The 14,291-nt window shown below is 35.5% G+C and carries 8 protein-coding genes and 1 pseudogene; 6 read left to right on the top strand and 3 right to left on the bottom strand.

Annotated features, from left to right (window positions below; all coding sequences use genetic code 11):
• Positions 1-14: 14 nt before the first annotated feature.
• From liaF to BN1066_RS14100, 3 genes are read left to right on the top strand one after another with little or no spacing between them, the layout of a single operon-like run.
• The gene (gene liaF / locus BN1066_RS14090; protein ID WP_077320096.1) at positions 15-743 is read left to right on the top strand and encodes a cell wall-active antibiotics response protein LiaF; all 729 of its coding nucleotides are present in this window, start codon (positions 15-17) and stop codon (positions 741-743) included.
• Complete coding sequence (locus tag BN1066_RS14095; RefSeq protein ID WP_077320097.1) at positions 740-1,780, top strand: sensor histidine kinase; 1,041 nt, start codon at positions 740-742, stop codon at positions 1,778-1,780. The genes liaF and BN1066_RS14095 overlap by 4 nt, the downstream gene beginning before the upstream one ends.
• Positions 1,773-2,402 carry a response regulator gene (locus BN1066_RS14100; RefSeq protein WP_077320098.1) on the top strand — a complete coding sequence of 210 codons (630 nt, stop codon included), beginning with the start codon at positions 1,773-1,775 and terminating at the stop codon, positions 2,400-2,402. The genes BN1066_RS14095 and BN1066_RS14100 overlap by 8 nt, the downstream gene beginning before the upstream one ends.
• A 650-nt stretch (positions 2,403-3,052) precedes the next feature.
• Here BN1066_RS14100 and BN1066_RS14105 read toward each other — a convergent pair.
• Positions 3,053-4,060, bottom strand: a complete 1,008-nt coding sequence (locus BN1066_RS14105) for an aromatic acid exporter family protein (RefSeq protein WP_077320099.1) — start codon at positions 4,058-4,060, stop codon at positions 3,053-3,055.
• A 386-nt stretch (positions 4,061-4,446) separates the two neighbouring features.
• Here BN1066_RS14105 and aceA point away from each other — a divergent pair, with 386 nt between their 5' ends.
• Both aceA and BN1066_RS14115 read left to right on the top strand, forming a co-directional pair.
• Positions 4,447-5,724, top strand: coding sequence for an isocitrate lyase (aceA, locus tag BN1066_RS14110; RefSeq protein ID WP_077320100.1), 1,278 nt, complete (start codon positions 4,447-4,449; stop codon positions 5,722-5,724).
• 339 nt (positions 5,725-6,063) lie between these two features.
• A complete protein-coding gene (locus BN1066_RS14115) occupies positions 6,064-7,365 on the top strand; it encodes a C40 family peptidase (RefSeq protein ID WP_077320101.1) in 1,302 nt (433 codons plus the stop codon).
• Positions 7,366-8,094: 729 nt separating this feature from the next.
• On the opposite strand, the gene BN1066_RS14120 is transcribed toward BN1066_RS14115, so the two are convergent.
• Together BN1066_RS14120 and BN1066_RS14125 are read right to left on the bottom strand one after the other, a co-directional pair.
• Positions 8,095-8,925: a hypothetical protein gene (locus tag BN1066_RS14120; RefSeq protein ID WP_077320102.1), complete on the bottom strand. Its 831-nt coding sequence runs from the start codon at positions 8,923-8,925 to the stop codon at positions 8,095-8,097.
• Positions 8,926-10,108: 1,183 nt separating this feature from the next.
• Positions 10,109-10,243 (bottom strand): annotated as a pseudogene (locus tag BN1066_RS14125) (DinB family protein); the annotation flags it as partial.
• Between the two features lie 792 nt (positions 10,244-11,035).
• On the opposite strand from BN1066_RS14125, the gene BN1066_RS14130 reads away from it, so the two are divergent.
• Entirely contained in the window at positions 11,036-13,390 is a 2,355-nt protein-coding gene (locus BN1066_RS14130) for a nitric-oxide reductase large subunit (protein ID WP_077320104.1), read from the top strand.
• Positions 13,391-14,291 lie beyond the last annotated feature (901 nt).

Raw genomic sequence — 14,291 nt, forward strand, 5'->3', positions numbered from 1 at the left:
AAGGGGGTTACTTCATGTTTAAACAACTATCAACAGATACTTTAAATTGGATATTTATCGTAGGAGTAATCCTCTTTATTATTGAGCTTACCTTTTTTCAAGGTGGTATGATCATTCCTGCATTATTTTTTGCATTGCTCATTTATATAGGACGACAGCGATTTTCGAAGCTTTGGGGGAAGCTAGCATTTTGGGGTGGAATCGTTGGCGTCGTTTTTTCTGTTTTGAATATGCTGGCAGTCCGTTTTTTGGTGATTGCGGCAATTGTTATATTTATTATTAATTACTCCAAATCAAAAAAAGAAGCAAAATGGATAAAGCCGGAATTATCGGGGTTTCAAGAAGAAAAAGAGGAACTAGTTAGCAAACGACCGTTGTTTTACCATCGATTGTTTGCTGATCAGCGTACGGATGAAATAGCTTATGAGTGGCGTGATATTAATATACATGGAGCATTTGGCGATCGGGTGATTGACCTTAGCAATACAGTTTTACCAAATGATACGGCTGTTATATCGATTAGGCATCTCGTTGGTAATATCGAGATTTATGTTCCTTATGAAGTAGAAATTAGTATTCAGCACAGCTCAATTATTGGTCGGGCGTTAATCCTCGGAAAATATCATGACAAGCTAATGAATCAAACATTACTTTATCAAACAGAAGGCTATGATAAAACATATCCTCGTGTAAAAATCATCACCTCATTAGCATCTGGAGATATTGAGGTGAAGCGAATATGAATTGGTTTTTACGCTATGTTTTTACTGCAATTATGTATAGTGTTGTCTTAACTGTTATTATTGCTGGTTTTACTTTTGCTGCCTTTATCGATGAATGGACAATAATCATTGAAAAGAAGATGGAGGATTTTCCATTTTTATTGATCCTGTTTGCTATTCCAATCGTTGCTGGCGGAGTAGCAGGGATCGTAATTGGTTTTTACTGGAAGCAACGAGTACATTATGTAGAAAAGCAAATGGAAGAAATAATTAAAGGTCAAAAGCTGAGCTTTGAACTAGAAACGCCGAAGGACTTAGAGTCAATTCAGCGGTATTTGGAACAAATTCAAAATAAAATCCGAATTCAGACCGAACACGCCCAACGTTTGGCAACAGAGAGGGCTGAAGAAAGAGAGAAAAGTCTTCAAGAAATTGTCGTTCAAGAGAGAAACAGGTTAGCTAGGGAGTTGCATGATTCAGTAAGTCAACAGTTATTTGCAGCTTCCATGATGATGTCGACAATTACGGAAACAAATCCGCCAAAAAATGAGACGATAAAAAAACAACTGCTTATGGTGGAAAAAATGATCCAGCAATCTCAATTGGAAATGCGTGCATTGCTTTTACATTTACGACCTGTAGCATTAAAAGGAAAGTCTTTGCAAGAGGGAACAAAAGAGTTATTGCTTGAATTAACACAAAAAGTACCAATGAAAATTGATTGGAATATTGAAGCCTTTTCTGTAGATAAAGGGGTAGAAGATCAGCTATTTCGAATTTTGCAAGAAGCATTATCGAATACGCTTCGTCATGCGAAAGCTAACGCTTTGCATGTTATGCTCGTAGAAAGAGATGGAAATATTATTCTCCGGGCGACGGATGATGGCATTGGGTTTGACATGGAGAAGTTGAAGACAGGATCTTACGGGCTACAAAATATGCGGGAACGTGCGTATGAAGTTGGGGGAAGCTATAAAGTAGTAAGTCTCCCAAAGCAAGGTACACGCATTGAAGTAAAGGTACCAAACTTGGGAAGAGAGGAGAACAAAAATGATTAATGTTTTATTTGCTGATGATCATGAAATGGTGCGGATTGGAGTTACTTCATATTTATCTGCTCAACCGGATATTCATGTAATAGCTGAGGCTGATGATGGCGGAGAAGCTGTCAAGCTTGCTTTGGAGTTGAAGCCAGATATAATACTAATGGATCTCGTTATGAAAGAAATGGATGGTATTGAGGCAACTAGATTAATTATGGAACAATGGCCGGAAGCAAAAATTATTATTGTGACAAGTTTTTTGGATGATGAAAAAGTTTATCCTGCTCTAGAAGCTGGAGCAACCAGCTATATGCTAAAAACGTCCAAAGCGGAGGAAATAGCTAAAGCGATTCGTGCTACTTATGAAGGACAAACAGTTTTAGAACCGGAAGTAACTGGTAAACTGATGAATCGGATGCGTTCCCCTCAGGAACAATTACATGAACGGTTAACAGGCCGAGAAAAAGAAGTATTATTATTACTGGCACAAGGGAAAACAAATCAGGAAATTGCTGATCAATTATTTATATCTTTAAAAACCGTAAAAGTTCACGTTAGTAATTTACTGGCAAAATTAGAGGTGCAGGATCGTACGCAAGCAGTTATTTATGCTTTTAAACACCATTTAGTCGATTGAGAACGAAGAGGACGTAATCGTACGGGTTCAAAAACTAGGAAAAAAAGGATCGAAGTCAGCTAAGATCGCAATGTCCTGAAAAAGAAGTACACTTTATCTGCGTGCGATGCCAATTCTAGAAGCTTTTCTTGTCCTTGAAAAAGAAGAACGCTTTTTCTGCGTGCGATGCCGATTCAAGCAGCTTTTCTTGTCCTGTCGCAACGCCGACACTAGTACGTCCCTGTCGAGTTCGAGTAGCTAGAGTATATGCAGTGAGATACATGAACAAGAGTAAGGTTTCCTGGGATCTAGACGCATGCAGGAAAAAGGCTCAAAGAACGAGAAACAAGCCAATAAAGAAAACTTGGCTAGCGGCAAGCGAAGCATAGCCTAGTTGCACGTATACTTAGAACGTAAAAAATTTTAACTACGTTGAATGAACTCCAAAGCTAAAATTTTATCCGTTTTAACGTCCGAAGAAATTCGATGTGTCATTTTTAGCGTACTTTTTTGAACAATCTCCTAACAGCAAAAAAACGAGACATTAACTGTACTCGTTTTTTATAATTTCATTTCTGGAACTTGATTTTTATAAAACAAGAAAAAATTTTAGCTGTTCGTTTACTTCCTTGTAGCAGTAGAAAATGGTTAAGATCACTTTAATAGTGAAATTATGAAGATTGTTTTAACAGACGTTCTGTCAATTGACAAATAGAAATTAATTCATAGATAATGATCAGTTCAGGAGGAAAATTAGCTATATCTGCATCAGGTTTCCGACTGGCAATACCATTTTCTCGCCAGTACATTTCTCTCAGTTTACTTACATATATTTGATCGATCGCCGTTTGATTATGTAATGAATCGATAAGCTCATCCGTTACCTGCCGAATAACTTCTCTTTCTTGTTCATCCCACATATTGCTATGAAGTGTAATATTAATAATATTATCCATGTGATAATGAATGAATCGTAAACAAATAAGCTGTTTTTCTGCACGTTGAAAGAATTTCTTTTCATTATCTGTTAACGGATGATATTTTGCTTCATCTTTTTGAAAACGGATTAGCGTTTCTGTTTGTCGAATCTTTTTATAGACTTTGTTCGTCGGTTGAAGGCGCAATGAATTAACTAGAGGATCATCCGCCGTTACGGAATAGAATACATTTTTAATCATTTTCCCTAACCGTTTACGAATAGCCATCATGTTCTCAGATATATTTTCCGTATAATCAGGTGGTAGGACAAACATATTGACCATTGTAGAAACAACCAGACCAATTGTAGTAGTTCCTAAGCGAATGAAAAATGAAATAAAATAATTGCTGTGAATAACTTCGATCATTGCGACTGCTGTAAGTGTTGCCACTAAAAGACCAGCATGTAATTTAAGGCGAAAACAAGTCACTATCGTCAATGTAGCAGCAAGAGCGTAGGTTATTGGTGAATTGCCAAATAAGTAAATAAAAAATACCGAGTATGCAGCACCAATTGCTGAAGCAGGAAAACGAATGAAGCCTTTCCGAATAGAGTCAGAAACGGTCGGTTCAATCGTTACGATTGCAGTTATCACAGCAAAGACCGCTGGTGCCTTTAACATATCGCATATCCATGCAGTTAAAAATACGGCAACTCCAGTTTTAACAACTCTGCTCCCTACAAAATACGAACGTTTCAATCAAGTTCAGCTCCTAGATGTTATATCCTTAATTATGTTACTTCTTCATCTATTCTCCGCTAACTTTAAAAAATTTTCAACTAACTTGAAAAAAGGGTTGCAATTTTAGTCATCTTAACATAAACTGTATTATAACAAAATATTTAATTGGTACACTGTTATATAAAAGGAGGGGTGGAAATGGAAATGACAAAGGATGTGATTATATGTCCTGACTGTGGTAAGGAGATGGATGGGAAAAGTATGATTCAAGAATGTGATCATTGTCTTTCAAAGAAGCAAGATTAATTTTTTGACCTTGTTGTTATATAACAACAATAAATGTGTTATAACAAAGGGTGGCTTTATCATAGGTGAATTTCATATAAACTAATAGGGGGATAAACATGACAAATCAACGTGTTGCAGATTTAAAAGAAGCTTGGGAAAACGATCAACGCTGGGTAGGGGTAGAACGACCATATCGTGCAGAAGATGTCATTCGATTAAGAGGATCGATGGAAATTACTTACACACTGGCGGAAAAAGGGGCAGAAAAATTATGGAATCTTCTCAACACGGAAGATTATATTCATGCACTTGGGGCATTAACAGGTAATCAGGCTGTTCAACAAGTTAAGGCAGGCTTGAAGGCTATATACCTCAGTGGTTGGCAAGTTGCGGCTGATGCAAATTTGGCCGGACAAATGTATCCTGACCAGAGTCTGTATCCGGTAAATAGTGTGCCAAATGTAGTCAAACGAATTAACCAAGCTTTACAAAGAGCGGATCAGATCCATCATTCGGAAGGAAATAATGAAATAGATTGGTTCGCACCAATTGTAGCAGATGCTGAAGCCGGCTTTGGCGGACAGTTGAATGTTTTTGAATTAATGAAAGCTATGATTGAAGCAGGAGCGTCTGGTGTACATTTTGAGGATCAATTGTCTTCGGAAAAAAAATGTGGGCATTTAGGTGGAAAAGTTTTACTTCCGACGCAAACAGCTGTGCGTAATTTAATAGCTGCTCGTTTAGCGGCTGATGTCATGGGTACACCTACCGTTATTATTGCAAGAACGGATGCCAATGCTGCTGATTTAATAACGAGTGATATTGACGAGGAAGATGCACCATTTATTACGGGAGAGCGCACAACAGAAGGATTTTTTAAGACGAAGGCAGGAATCGATCAGGCAATTGCTCGAGGCCTTGCGTACGCACCATATGCAGACTTAATTTGGTGTGAGACTGCAGAGCCTAACTATGAAGAAGCAAAGAAGTTTGCTGAGGCAATTCATGCAAAATATCCAAACAAGTTGTTAGCTTATAACTGTTCACCGTCATTTAATTGGAAGAGAAAATTAACAGATGATGAGATTGCAAGTTTTCAAGAAAGAATAGCTAAACTGGGCTATAAATTCCAATTCGTTACATTAGCAGGCTTCCATGCGTTGAATTACAGCATGTTTGAGCTGGCAAGAAATTATAAAGATGAGGGTATGAAGGCTTATTCTGAATTACAACAAGCAGAATTTGCTATGGAAGAATACGGGTATACTGCTACAAGACATCAAAGGGAAGTTGGAACGGGATATTTTGATGAGGTAGCACAAGTCATTTCTGGAGGAGCGCTTTCAACAGCTGCTTTAAAAGGATCAACAGAAGAAGAACAATTTACGTCATAATAGTAGAGAATCTACTTTAACATGTATAGATAGAATTTTAAAAGCATTAGAAACACTGAAATTGTTGTAGAATTTTCAATATTCTTCTATAAACACAGAAAAATAGAAGCGTTCATTTATTAGCGAATGGACGCTTCTTTTAAGGGTTTAAAGAGGATTATGTCTGTTTTGAAATATAATTGTAACATTACTATAATACGCCTGCAATTTTTTATTGATATAATACGAATTGCCTAAGAAGATAGATATACATAACTAATTATAATAAAAAACATAGCCACGATAGAATGAAGCAAAAATACATATAAAGCGTGGTAGAATATAAAAAAGTGGGGGAGTATGTTGAAAAAGTCAATCGTAACTGTAGCAACGATAACAGTTGTTGGTTTTAGCAGTGCTTTTTTCCATTCTCAAGTACAAGCTGAACCAGTAAGTAACGTAAAGAGCCATACTGAAATTCAAAATGATCGTGAAGCAATTAAAGCAAATCTATCAGACGCAGAAGCAAAAATTGCAGATATTTTAATAGACCTAGAAGACTTAAATAAAGAAATTAATCAAGTAAATAAAGCGATGAAAGAAAATAATAAACAAATGGAAAAAGCAAAAAGTGACATTGCTAAAAAAGAGCAAGAAAGGGCTAAACTCGAAGCAGAAATTAAAAAGCTGGAAGAAGCAATTGAAAAGCGTTACAGCAAGCTTAAAGAACGTGCCGTATCTTACCAAGAAAGCGGTGGAGATGTCAGCTACCTTGAAGTAGTCTTAGGTTCTAAAAGCTTTGGAGAATTCATTAATCGTGTATCTGCTGTCAACAAAATAACGGATGCAGATGTTAATTTAATGGAAGAACAAGAAAAAGATAAAAAAGAAGTAGAGAAAAAGAAAGAAAAAGTACAAGCTAGTTTACAAGAATTACAAGCGTTGGAAAAAGAATTAAAAGGTATGCAAGACACAATTGCTCAACAAAAACAAGAAAATGATAAGAAAAAAGATAAGTTACAAACTAAAAAAGATGAACTTGTGTCTCTAAAAGACGAACTAAAGGTTAAAGATAGTAACTTGGCAGCACTAGAAGCAGAAGTAAGACAAAACATTGCAGCTAATATTGACGATGCGGATACTTCAAGTAATCGAGCTACTACAGAAGAATCAAGACCAGCAGCTTCTGTAAATAATAATTCCAATGGTGGAGATTTGCAGACAGTAGCTAGCAAACAAAGCAACAACCAAAGCAGCAAACAGCGCTATTCTTCAAAACCTAAATCATCTGGTGGTGGCGGTTTAAGCGCAGTTCTTAACGCTGGTTACCCTTATTTAGGAAAACCGTACGTATGGGGAGGTAAATCTCCAGAAAGCGGCTTTGATTGTTCCGGTTTTGTATCTTGGGCATTTGCTCAAGGTGGATATTCGATTCCATCCAACACAGGTGCGTTAGCAGGAACTGGTCAAAAAGTAAAGTATAGCCAGATTCAACCTGGAGATATCGTTTTCTTCGATACGTATAAAACGAACGGGCATGTAGGTATTTATATTGGCGGCGGACAGTTTATTGGTGCACAAGATAATGGTTTATCTGTAGCGTCCATGTCTAACAGTTATTGGAAAAAAGCGTTCAAAGGGCATGTTCGTCGTGTAAGATAAAACTAACAGAATAGAAGCCATTCTTTTATAAAATGTCCCTATAGGACATTTTATAAGGAATGGCTTTTTTGATTGTCTAGGAAATTATATCGATTATCTTTTTTGGCTCTAAACTATTTGTTGGAGTATAGAAAAATGAGCGTAAAAAAGGGTTCTACAATATATGTTGGAGTTTAAGAAAATTTGTTGATTAAAAAAACGCAAGCTCCTTTTTTGTTAGCTTTGTTACAAACCACAAGGATTAGAGCCTGTTTTCAAGTATCACTTTTTTATAGTAACTTAAAAACTCATCAATATCCTGTTTCTTTACTAGTTTTACTCCGTTAATCTAAATTATCGGTAATCCCATTTTTTACAACTTCTGAAAAGGTTTAAGCTAACTCCAATATATTGAGCTGCTTTAATTAATGGTTATTTCAGACTTTCATCGCTCAAATGTCCCCTTAAAGTGATCGTCAAGTTAAATACATTAGGAAATAATACACTAAATGAATCATAATTTTGATTCATATCAGATAGTAAATAAATGTCCATTAGTCAAGAATTGATGTTTTTAAGTGCGAAACTTAAGAAATATATTTAAAGAAGGTACAGTTAAAATGGTACTAACTTTATCCCGCATGTTACTGGCAGTAAGACGTCCACCTCAAAAATGCAAGAAATCACAGAAGTTTTGGTGGGGGATGATTGGGATGAAAGAAAATCCCAACTGATTGATGTTTCACTTTATTACCTCCCGTTGTTTTGTATATACCTATTTCTTCTATTCATTCCCTCAAACATACGTTGTTCTGCTTCTATTGACATGACGACAAAGTCTAAACGAATATCCTTTAATGTTCGAAATCCTTCTATATCTTTCTTATGAATAAACCCTTTCAGTACAAGATCAAGTAGTCGTTGCTTGTTAACGTGACCATAGTCTAAAAAAAGTGATTCTCCAAATACATCCAATAAACGGTGAAGATCATATGTTGGTTTATTTGCCACCAGGGAGACTGATCCGTACTTATAAGATAATTTACGTTTTTCATTTAATTGATTGCACTGAATCATTTTACCTTTTAGCATGTTAAAGTCGTTAGCTAAAGCTATGTTCTTTTCTTGTAAAGCTTTTATTTCCGTCAGCAATTCCTGTTCATCTTTCGTTTGATTATCCTCCAAGTCTAGCTTTAACAAATTTTTACCAGTATTATTAAAATTTAATTTGATATAATAGCTAGCCTTTTGACGAAATGGCTTACTCATTTCATTCCAGTTCTTAATGGAAGATAATTCTTTATGATCAACTGTTAAACAATCGATATAAACATCTGGTATCAAATAATCCATAAGATATTCGATTATTCCCTTTTCGTCCCATTCATAAATCATTCTAGGGACAAATTTGGCAACCATATTTAAGCTTTTGTATTCGTGACGTTTTATATCACTATCTATTAAAATATTTCTTAATGCCTTCTTATCATTCTTTAACTGGGTCTCCACATATTTTTTCTCATAATATGTACCATTCTCTATAAATTGCTCCATAAGTTCAGCAGCTGTTTGGATTTTCATACTATCTCTCCATCAGTGATTGATTTTGGATAAGACAAAAGACTTATTACGTAAGTTTTGTTGTTTATTGTCCTATGCAATTGATATAAACTGCAACATAGTATACAACCGCTCTGAAAATCGATTTGGTAATCACTACGGTTTTCACGGGCTTGCGCTAAGCCTCCTCGCTCGTAAAGAACGCTCACTTGGGGGCTTAGCGTATTCGCTTTCCCGCACGCATCTCCGTGTTTTTCCTTTGCTAGTAATATGTTTCAACTTATTTATATCATGCTCTTGTTACGCTGTTTATATGTTTGTACAAAAACAACAATCATTCAGAAAACAGCCAAACAAAAAGACTTATAACCTACGTGTTGTGATAAGCAAGGTTGTCTAAATATTTTTATCATTATTTGCATTCTATCGAGTAGATTTAGCATTTTTCCCATCGTCAAGTTGCTCTATGCGTATTGTCTTTTGGATGCAGTTGACCATTTATTTAGTTAATCCAGCATTTCATGAACAGAGCAAATATACATCGTATCGTGATTGAAAAATTGCATCTTTGAAACCTGGAATAGCGATAAAGTAGGGTGTGTACATACATTGGCAACTTATAATTCAACTAAGGATCCACGTAAATGCTCGACTGCATGTTTTCAAATCAATCTGCATAATCCAAAATAGAATATCGGTATGTGCTTGAAAGGATTAGCTAACGTATGCACTACGTAGACCGACTTTTTATTCATATTTATGGTACTTCTTTCATTGCTTTTTTGTTTTTCATGTTGGGATAGTTTCCAACGTGATGTATATTTAAATTTGTCCCAGCATATTTATTATCCTTCCATTTCGATTAACTATTTTTTGCTTCATTTCTTTTATTTATTTGTATGGTATGTCGTTGTTTATGTAAGCAAAATATCGTCTGTTAAGCTTTCAAATTTCCCCAAATGTAGGATGAACAGCCGACATTTCTATAAGTGCATCTTTATGTATTTCATTAAAAGAAGCTTGTAATTACTGAAATCTTGATTCTTCCAGTAATTGTAGTAAATTTTTTGGGGAAGGAATATTTCAAGTGGTTCATTGGTTGCTTTCATTTTTTTGAAACGGTTCAAAATAGACGTTACATCTTTACGTTTTACTTTCTTAGTTGATACATTTAAGGATTGTTATATTAATTTACTGTTTCCTTTTCTATCGCATATAAATGAAAAATGACTTGTGAGATACTCCACTCTTTTTTACTCGGTTTTTGGTTCAATTTTTCATTGGATAGATCTTTTAAACAATTCAATAAAACTCCTCTTGTTTGCCCAAGTCTTTTCATTAACATATACTCACTTCTTCATCAATTTTGATAGATAAAATTACAATTGCAAGACGTCTAATCTCTTGCAGTGTATCTCCTTCCGTTCAGTATCATTAGCATAATAAGACCGTTTTGAAAAATAATTGATGTAGGTCAATTTTTCAAGAAGTAATTGCATTTTTGAACAAAAAATGACATTCACATTTATAAAGTATGGTTTGTGAGTAAAAATTGATGTAGGTCAATTTTTTTTTGTATTCACTTATTAAATAATAAAAACTAAAGAAGGGGAGTGATATACAAATGGACTGTAATTTGATGAACTAAAAACCCGAGATTAGCAGTCAAATAAGAAGTAAGTTCGGCAACTAGAATGAATGTGAAAGGTGATGTAATAGATTCACTTTTTGGCAGATACAAAATTATATCAATCCTGAGTAGGTAACGTATGATCAACATAGGATGTAGTATCCACCAAGCCTAGTATTCATGTTCTTTTACTAAACGCGACATACCATCTGCGATAAAACACGTTCATTTCTATTAACATATGAAAATCACCTAACATTTTTGTTTTAGTAGTTTCCGGTATGGCCAAGTTATTTCATTTTAATCAGTGAATAAGCAAAAGTATAAACTTTCTTATGCTGTATAAGTGCAACTATAAGCATTCGTATAAAGGCTTAGGGAATGTCTGGTTTTTTAAAGTTCATATGTGAATTGTTTAACAAAAATAATCTGACTGCTATCTCTTTATATTTATTTATAACTATATGTTTATATTCACAATTCGAAAAGAGGGGGATCAGAATGGATAAAAATAAGAAAAATATATTTAATTCGAAGGATAAACAGCCTACAACGGTTAATGGACTATTAAAATCTATCACAATCATTACACTAGTGCTCAGTTTTACTGCCCTTATTGTTGGGGGGGTCTGGATCTTTAAAAACCAAGCACCAACCCCATTAGAAGTAGTTACACCAGATGGGGAAGTCATTATGACAAAGGATTCAATTAAAGGCGGTCAGGCTGTTTTCCAAAAGTATGGACTAATGGATTATGGTACCTTACTTGGAAATGGTTCCTATATGGGACCCGACTATACTGCTGAAGCATTGAAAATATATACGGAGGGCATGCAGGATTATTACGCAGATCTAGACTACGGTAAAGCATATAATAAACTAAGTGATGAGAATGCAGCCGTGATAAAGGATAAAGTAATTTCTGAAATACGAAAAAATCGATTTAATGAAGATGAAAGTATCCTTTACGTTACGGATGCTCAAGTATATGGAATTGAAAAAGTAGAAGCATATTACCGTGATATATTTGTAAATGGAGATGGTTGGGGATTAGAAGCAGGATTAATTCAAGAGTCGCATCTTCCAGAGAAAGATCGTAACTATGTAGCGGAGGGAGATCAAATTGAACAAATATCTGACTTCTTCTTTTGGACAGCATGGTTATCTAGTACAAATCGAATCGGAGATGATATATCTTACACAAATAACTGGCCATTTTATGAAGATGCAGGAAATACGATGTCTTATTCTGCTATACTGTGGAGTGGTGTAAGTATAACCATCCTTGCACTATTTGTGGCAATTGTTCTATTTGTTTTCTATAAATATCATTTTGGCATGACACCAGCATTTACGAAGAATAATTACCCGGTCTATAATTTAAGAAATAAAGCAGTAACCACATCACAAGTTAAATCTGCCAAATTCTTCTTACTCGTTACTATAATGTTCTTTGTTCAAGTGATGTTTGGCGCTTTATTAGCTCATTATTATACTGAACCAGACGCCTTCTTTGGTATTAAATGGATCTATGATCTATTACCATTTGAGGTTGCAAAAGGCTATCATCTACAGCTAGCCATTTTCTGGATTGCAACAGCATGGCTAGGTATGGGGATCTACTTTGCACCAAATGTTGGTGGTATCGAACCAAAACGTCAAGGATTCCTGGTTGATATTTTATTCTGGGCATTAGTTGTCGTTGTTGGTGGCTCCATGGTTGGTGAGTGGTTAGGCGTCAAAGGGTTCCTCGGTAACTTATGGTTCCTACTCGGTCACCAAGGCTGGGAGTATTTAGAGTTAGGACGTGTGTGGCAAATTGCCCTTGTAAGCGGATTGGCGATATGGCTCTATATCGTATATCGTGGAATCCATCATGGACTTAAAAAAGAGCGAGATAAAGGTGGATTAATCCACTTATTATTCTATGCATCGATCGCAGTCCCAGCTTTCTATATATTTGCATTTTTCGTTACACCTGGACAAAGCTTCACGATGTCAGACTACTGGCGTTGGTGGGTAGTTCATTTATGGGTAGAGGGAATTTTTGAGGTATTTGCTGTTGTCATCATTGGGTATATGCTAGTAAGCATGAAACTTGTAACGAAGTCATCGGTTGTTCGAATGTTCTATTTCCAAATTATTTTATTACTTGGAACAGGTGTATTAGGGGTTGGTCACCATTACTATTACAATGGTTCACCAGAGGCATGGATAGCAGTTGGTGCTGTATTTAGTGCCTTAGAAATTATTCCATTAACATTGTTAGTGCTAGAGGCTTACGATCAATACAAAATGATGCGTGCCGGCGGGGTAGATTTTCCATATAAACTTACATTCTGGTTCTTAATCGCAACTTCTATCTGGAATGTTGTTGGTGCTGGTGTAACAGGATTCTTAATTAACCTTCCAGCCGTCAACTACTTTGAACATGGTCAGCAGTTAACACCTGCACATGGTCATGCAGCAATGATGGGTGTTTATGGAATGTTTGCAATAGCTGTACTTATCTACTCACTGCGAAATGTGGTTAAGCCTGAGAAATGGAATGATACATGGTTGAAATGGTCATTCTGGCTACTAAATATCGGATTATTTGGAATGGTATTTGTTTCCTTAACACCAATTGGATTTATCCAATTGAAGGAAGCCTTCGATAATGGGTATTGGGCGTCACGAACAAGTGAGTTTCTACAGCAAGATATTATTCAAGATCTATTATTATGGCGTGCCGTACCAGATACAATCTTTCTCATAGGTGTGATCATCTTGGTTGTATTTACGATAAAAATTATGTTCCATCTGAAAAAACCTAAATATAAAGGTGGAGATAGCATACCTGAAGCAGAAGAATAAGTAGATGAATTGAAAACGAGGTAACTAGGAAAAATAGTTACCTCGTTGTTTTTGCTTTAGAGATGGTCAAGCAACGGTGTTGGGAATCCAGCTCAGCTCATAACCATAATGAAGTACGGAGATCTATAGGGTCTATTTGACTACCATCCAATACTTTTGATCATGCTTCCGCAACAGTCTTTCGGTCACGATTCGTACCTTTTAATACTTCTTTAGAACATAGACCTAACTTTACAGATGCCTTTATACATGTGTATCAGGTGCAATGGTAATTAACTCTCGAGACTTCCAGTGAATACCTATGTAGATTTCCATAACGTGTAGCCAATAATTAATGATCTTTGAACCTGAAAGATAAAGCTCACATGGATTCTAACAACGATCTTTTGTTACTAACCACAAAAACGACAAAATGATTACTATGCTACTATTATAAAAGATCGAAAAAATTATAGAGCAGCTAACACTAGAACAGACCTCATGACTGTAGGCATACCCTTTGCTACCCTTATGGGCAATGCAGGAGCAAATAGGCTATCTATAAACGCATTATGGGGTATAAAGATAGAACGGATAAAGTATACACACACAAAGACATGAAGTACACCGCACTTTATTATTTTAAGCGCATTTCATACTCGTATTCAAAATTTTATAATCTAGTAGTATTATCGATCAAAAATCCGAATAATCCTGATTTATAGAATATGAAAGGATTCGATAGTTATACAATAACTACATAAGAAATGGAGTTTTAGAGGGATGGTTTTAATCTTGGTCAATATCCGAGTTCAAAAGTATATGTCCATGTAACATTGTAGAATTTTAACTCTTATGCATATGTACAACCAGCTGGGACTGTTGCTGTCATATTTTTAGTTTTATAAATTTGCTATATTAA

The organism is Virgibacillus proomii (assembly GCF_900162615.1).
Lineage (GTDB): Bacteria > Bacillota > Bacilli > Bacillales > Amphibacillaceae > Virgibacillus > Virgibacillus proomii.

Excerpts from the sequence above, each read along its gene's own strand:
- BN1066_RS14130 (WP_077320104.1), top strand. The coding sequence starts at position 11,036 with ATGGATAAAAATAAGAAAAATATATTTAATTCGAAGGATAAACAGCCT.
- BN1066_RS14120 (WP_077320102.1), bottom strand. The coding sequence starts at position 8,925 with ATGAAAATCCAAACAGCTGCTGAACTTATGGAGCAATTTATAGAGAAT.
- BN1066_RS14115 (WP_077320101.1), top strand. The coding sequence starts at position 6,064 with ATGTTGAAAAAGTCAATCGTAACTGTAGCAACGATAACAGTTGTTGGT.
- liaF (WP_077320096.1), top strand. The coding sequence starts at position 15 with ATGTTTAAACAACTATCAACAGATACTTTAAATTGGATATTTATCGTA.
- BN1066_RS14095 (WP_077320097.1), top strand. The coding sequence starts at position 740 with ATGAATTGGTTTTTACGCTATGTTTTTACTGCAATTATGTATAGTGTT.
- BN1066_RS14100 (WP_077320098.1), top strand. The coding sequence starts at position 1,773 with ATGATTAATGTTTTATTTGCTGATGATCATGAAATGGTGCGGATTGGA.
- aceA (WP_077320100.1), top strand. The coding sequence starts at position 4,447 with ATGACAAATCAACGTGTTGCAGATTTAAAAGAAGCTTGGGAAAACGAT.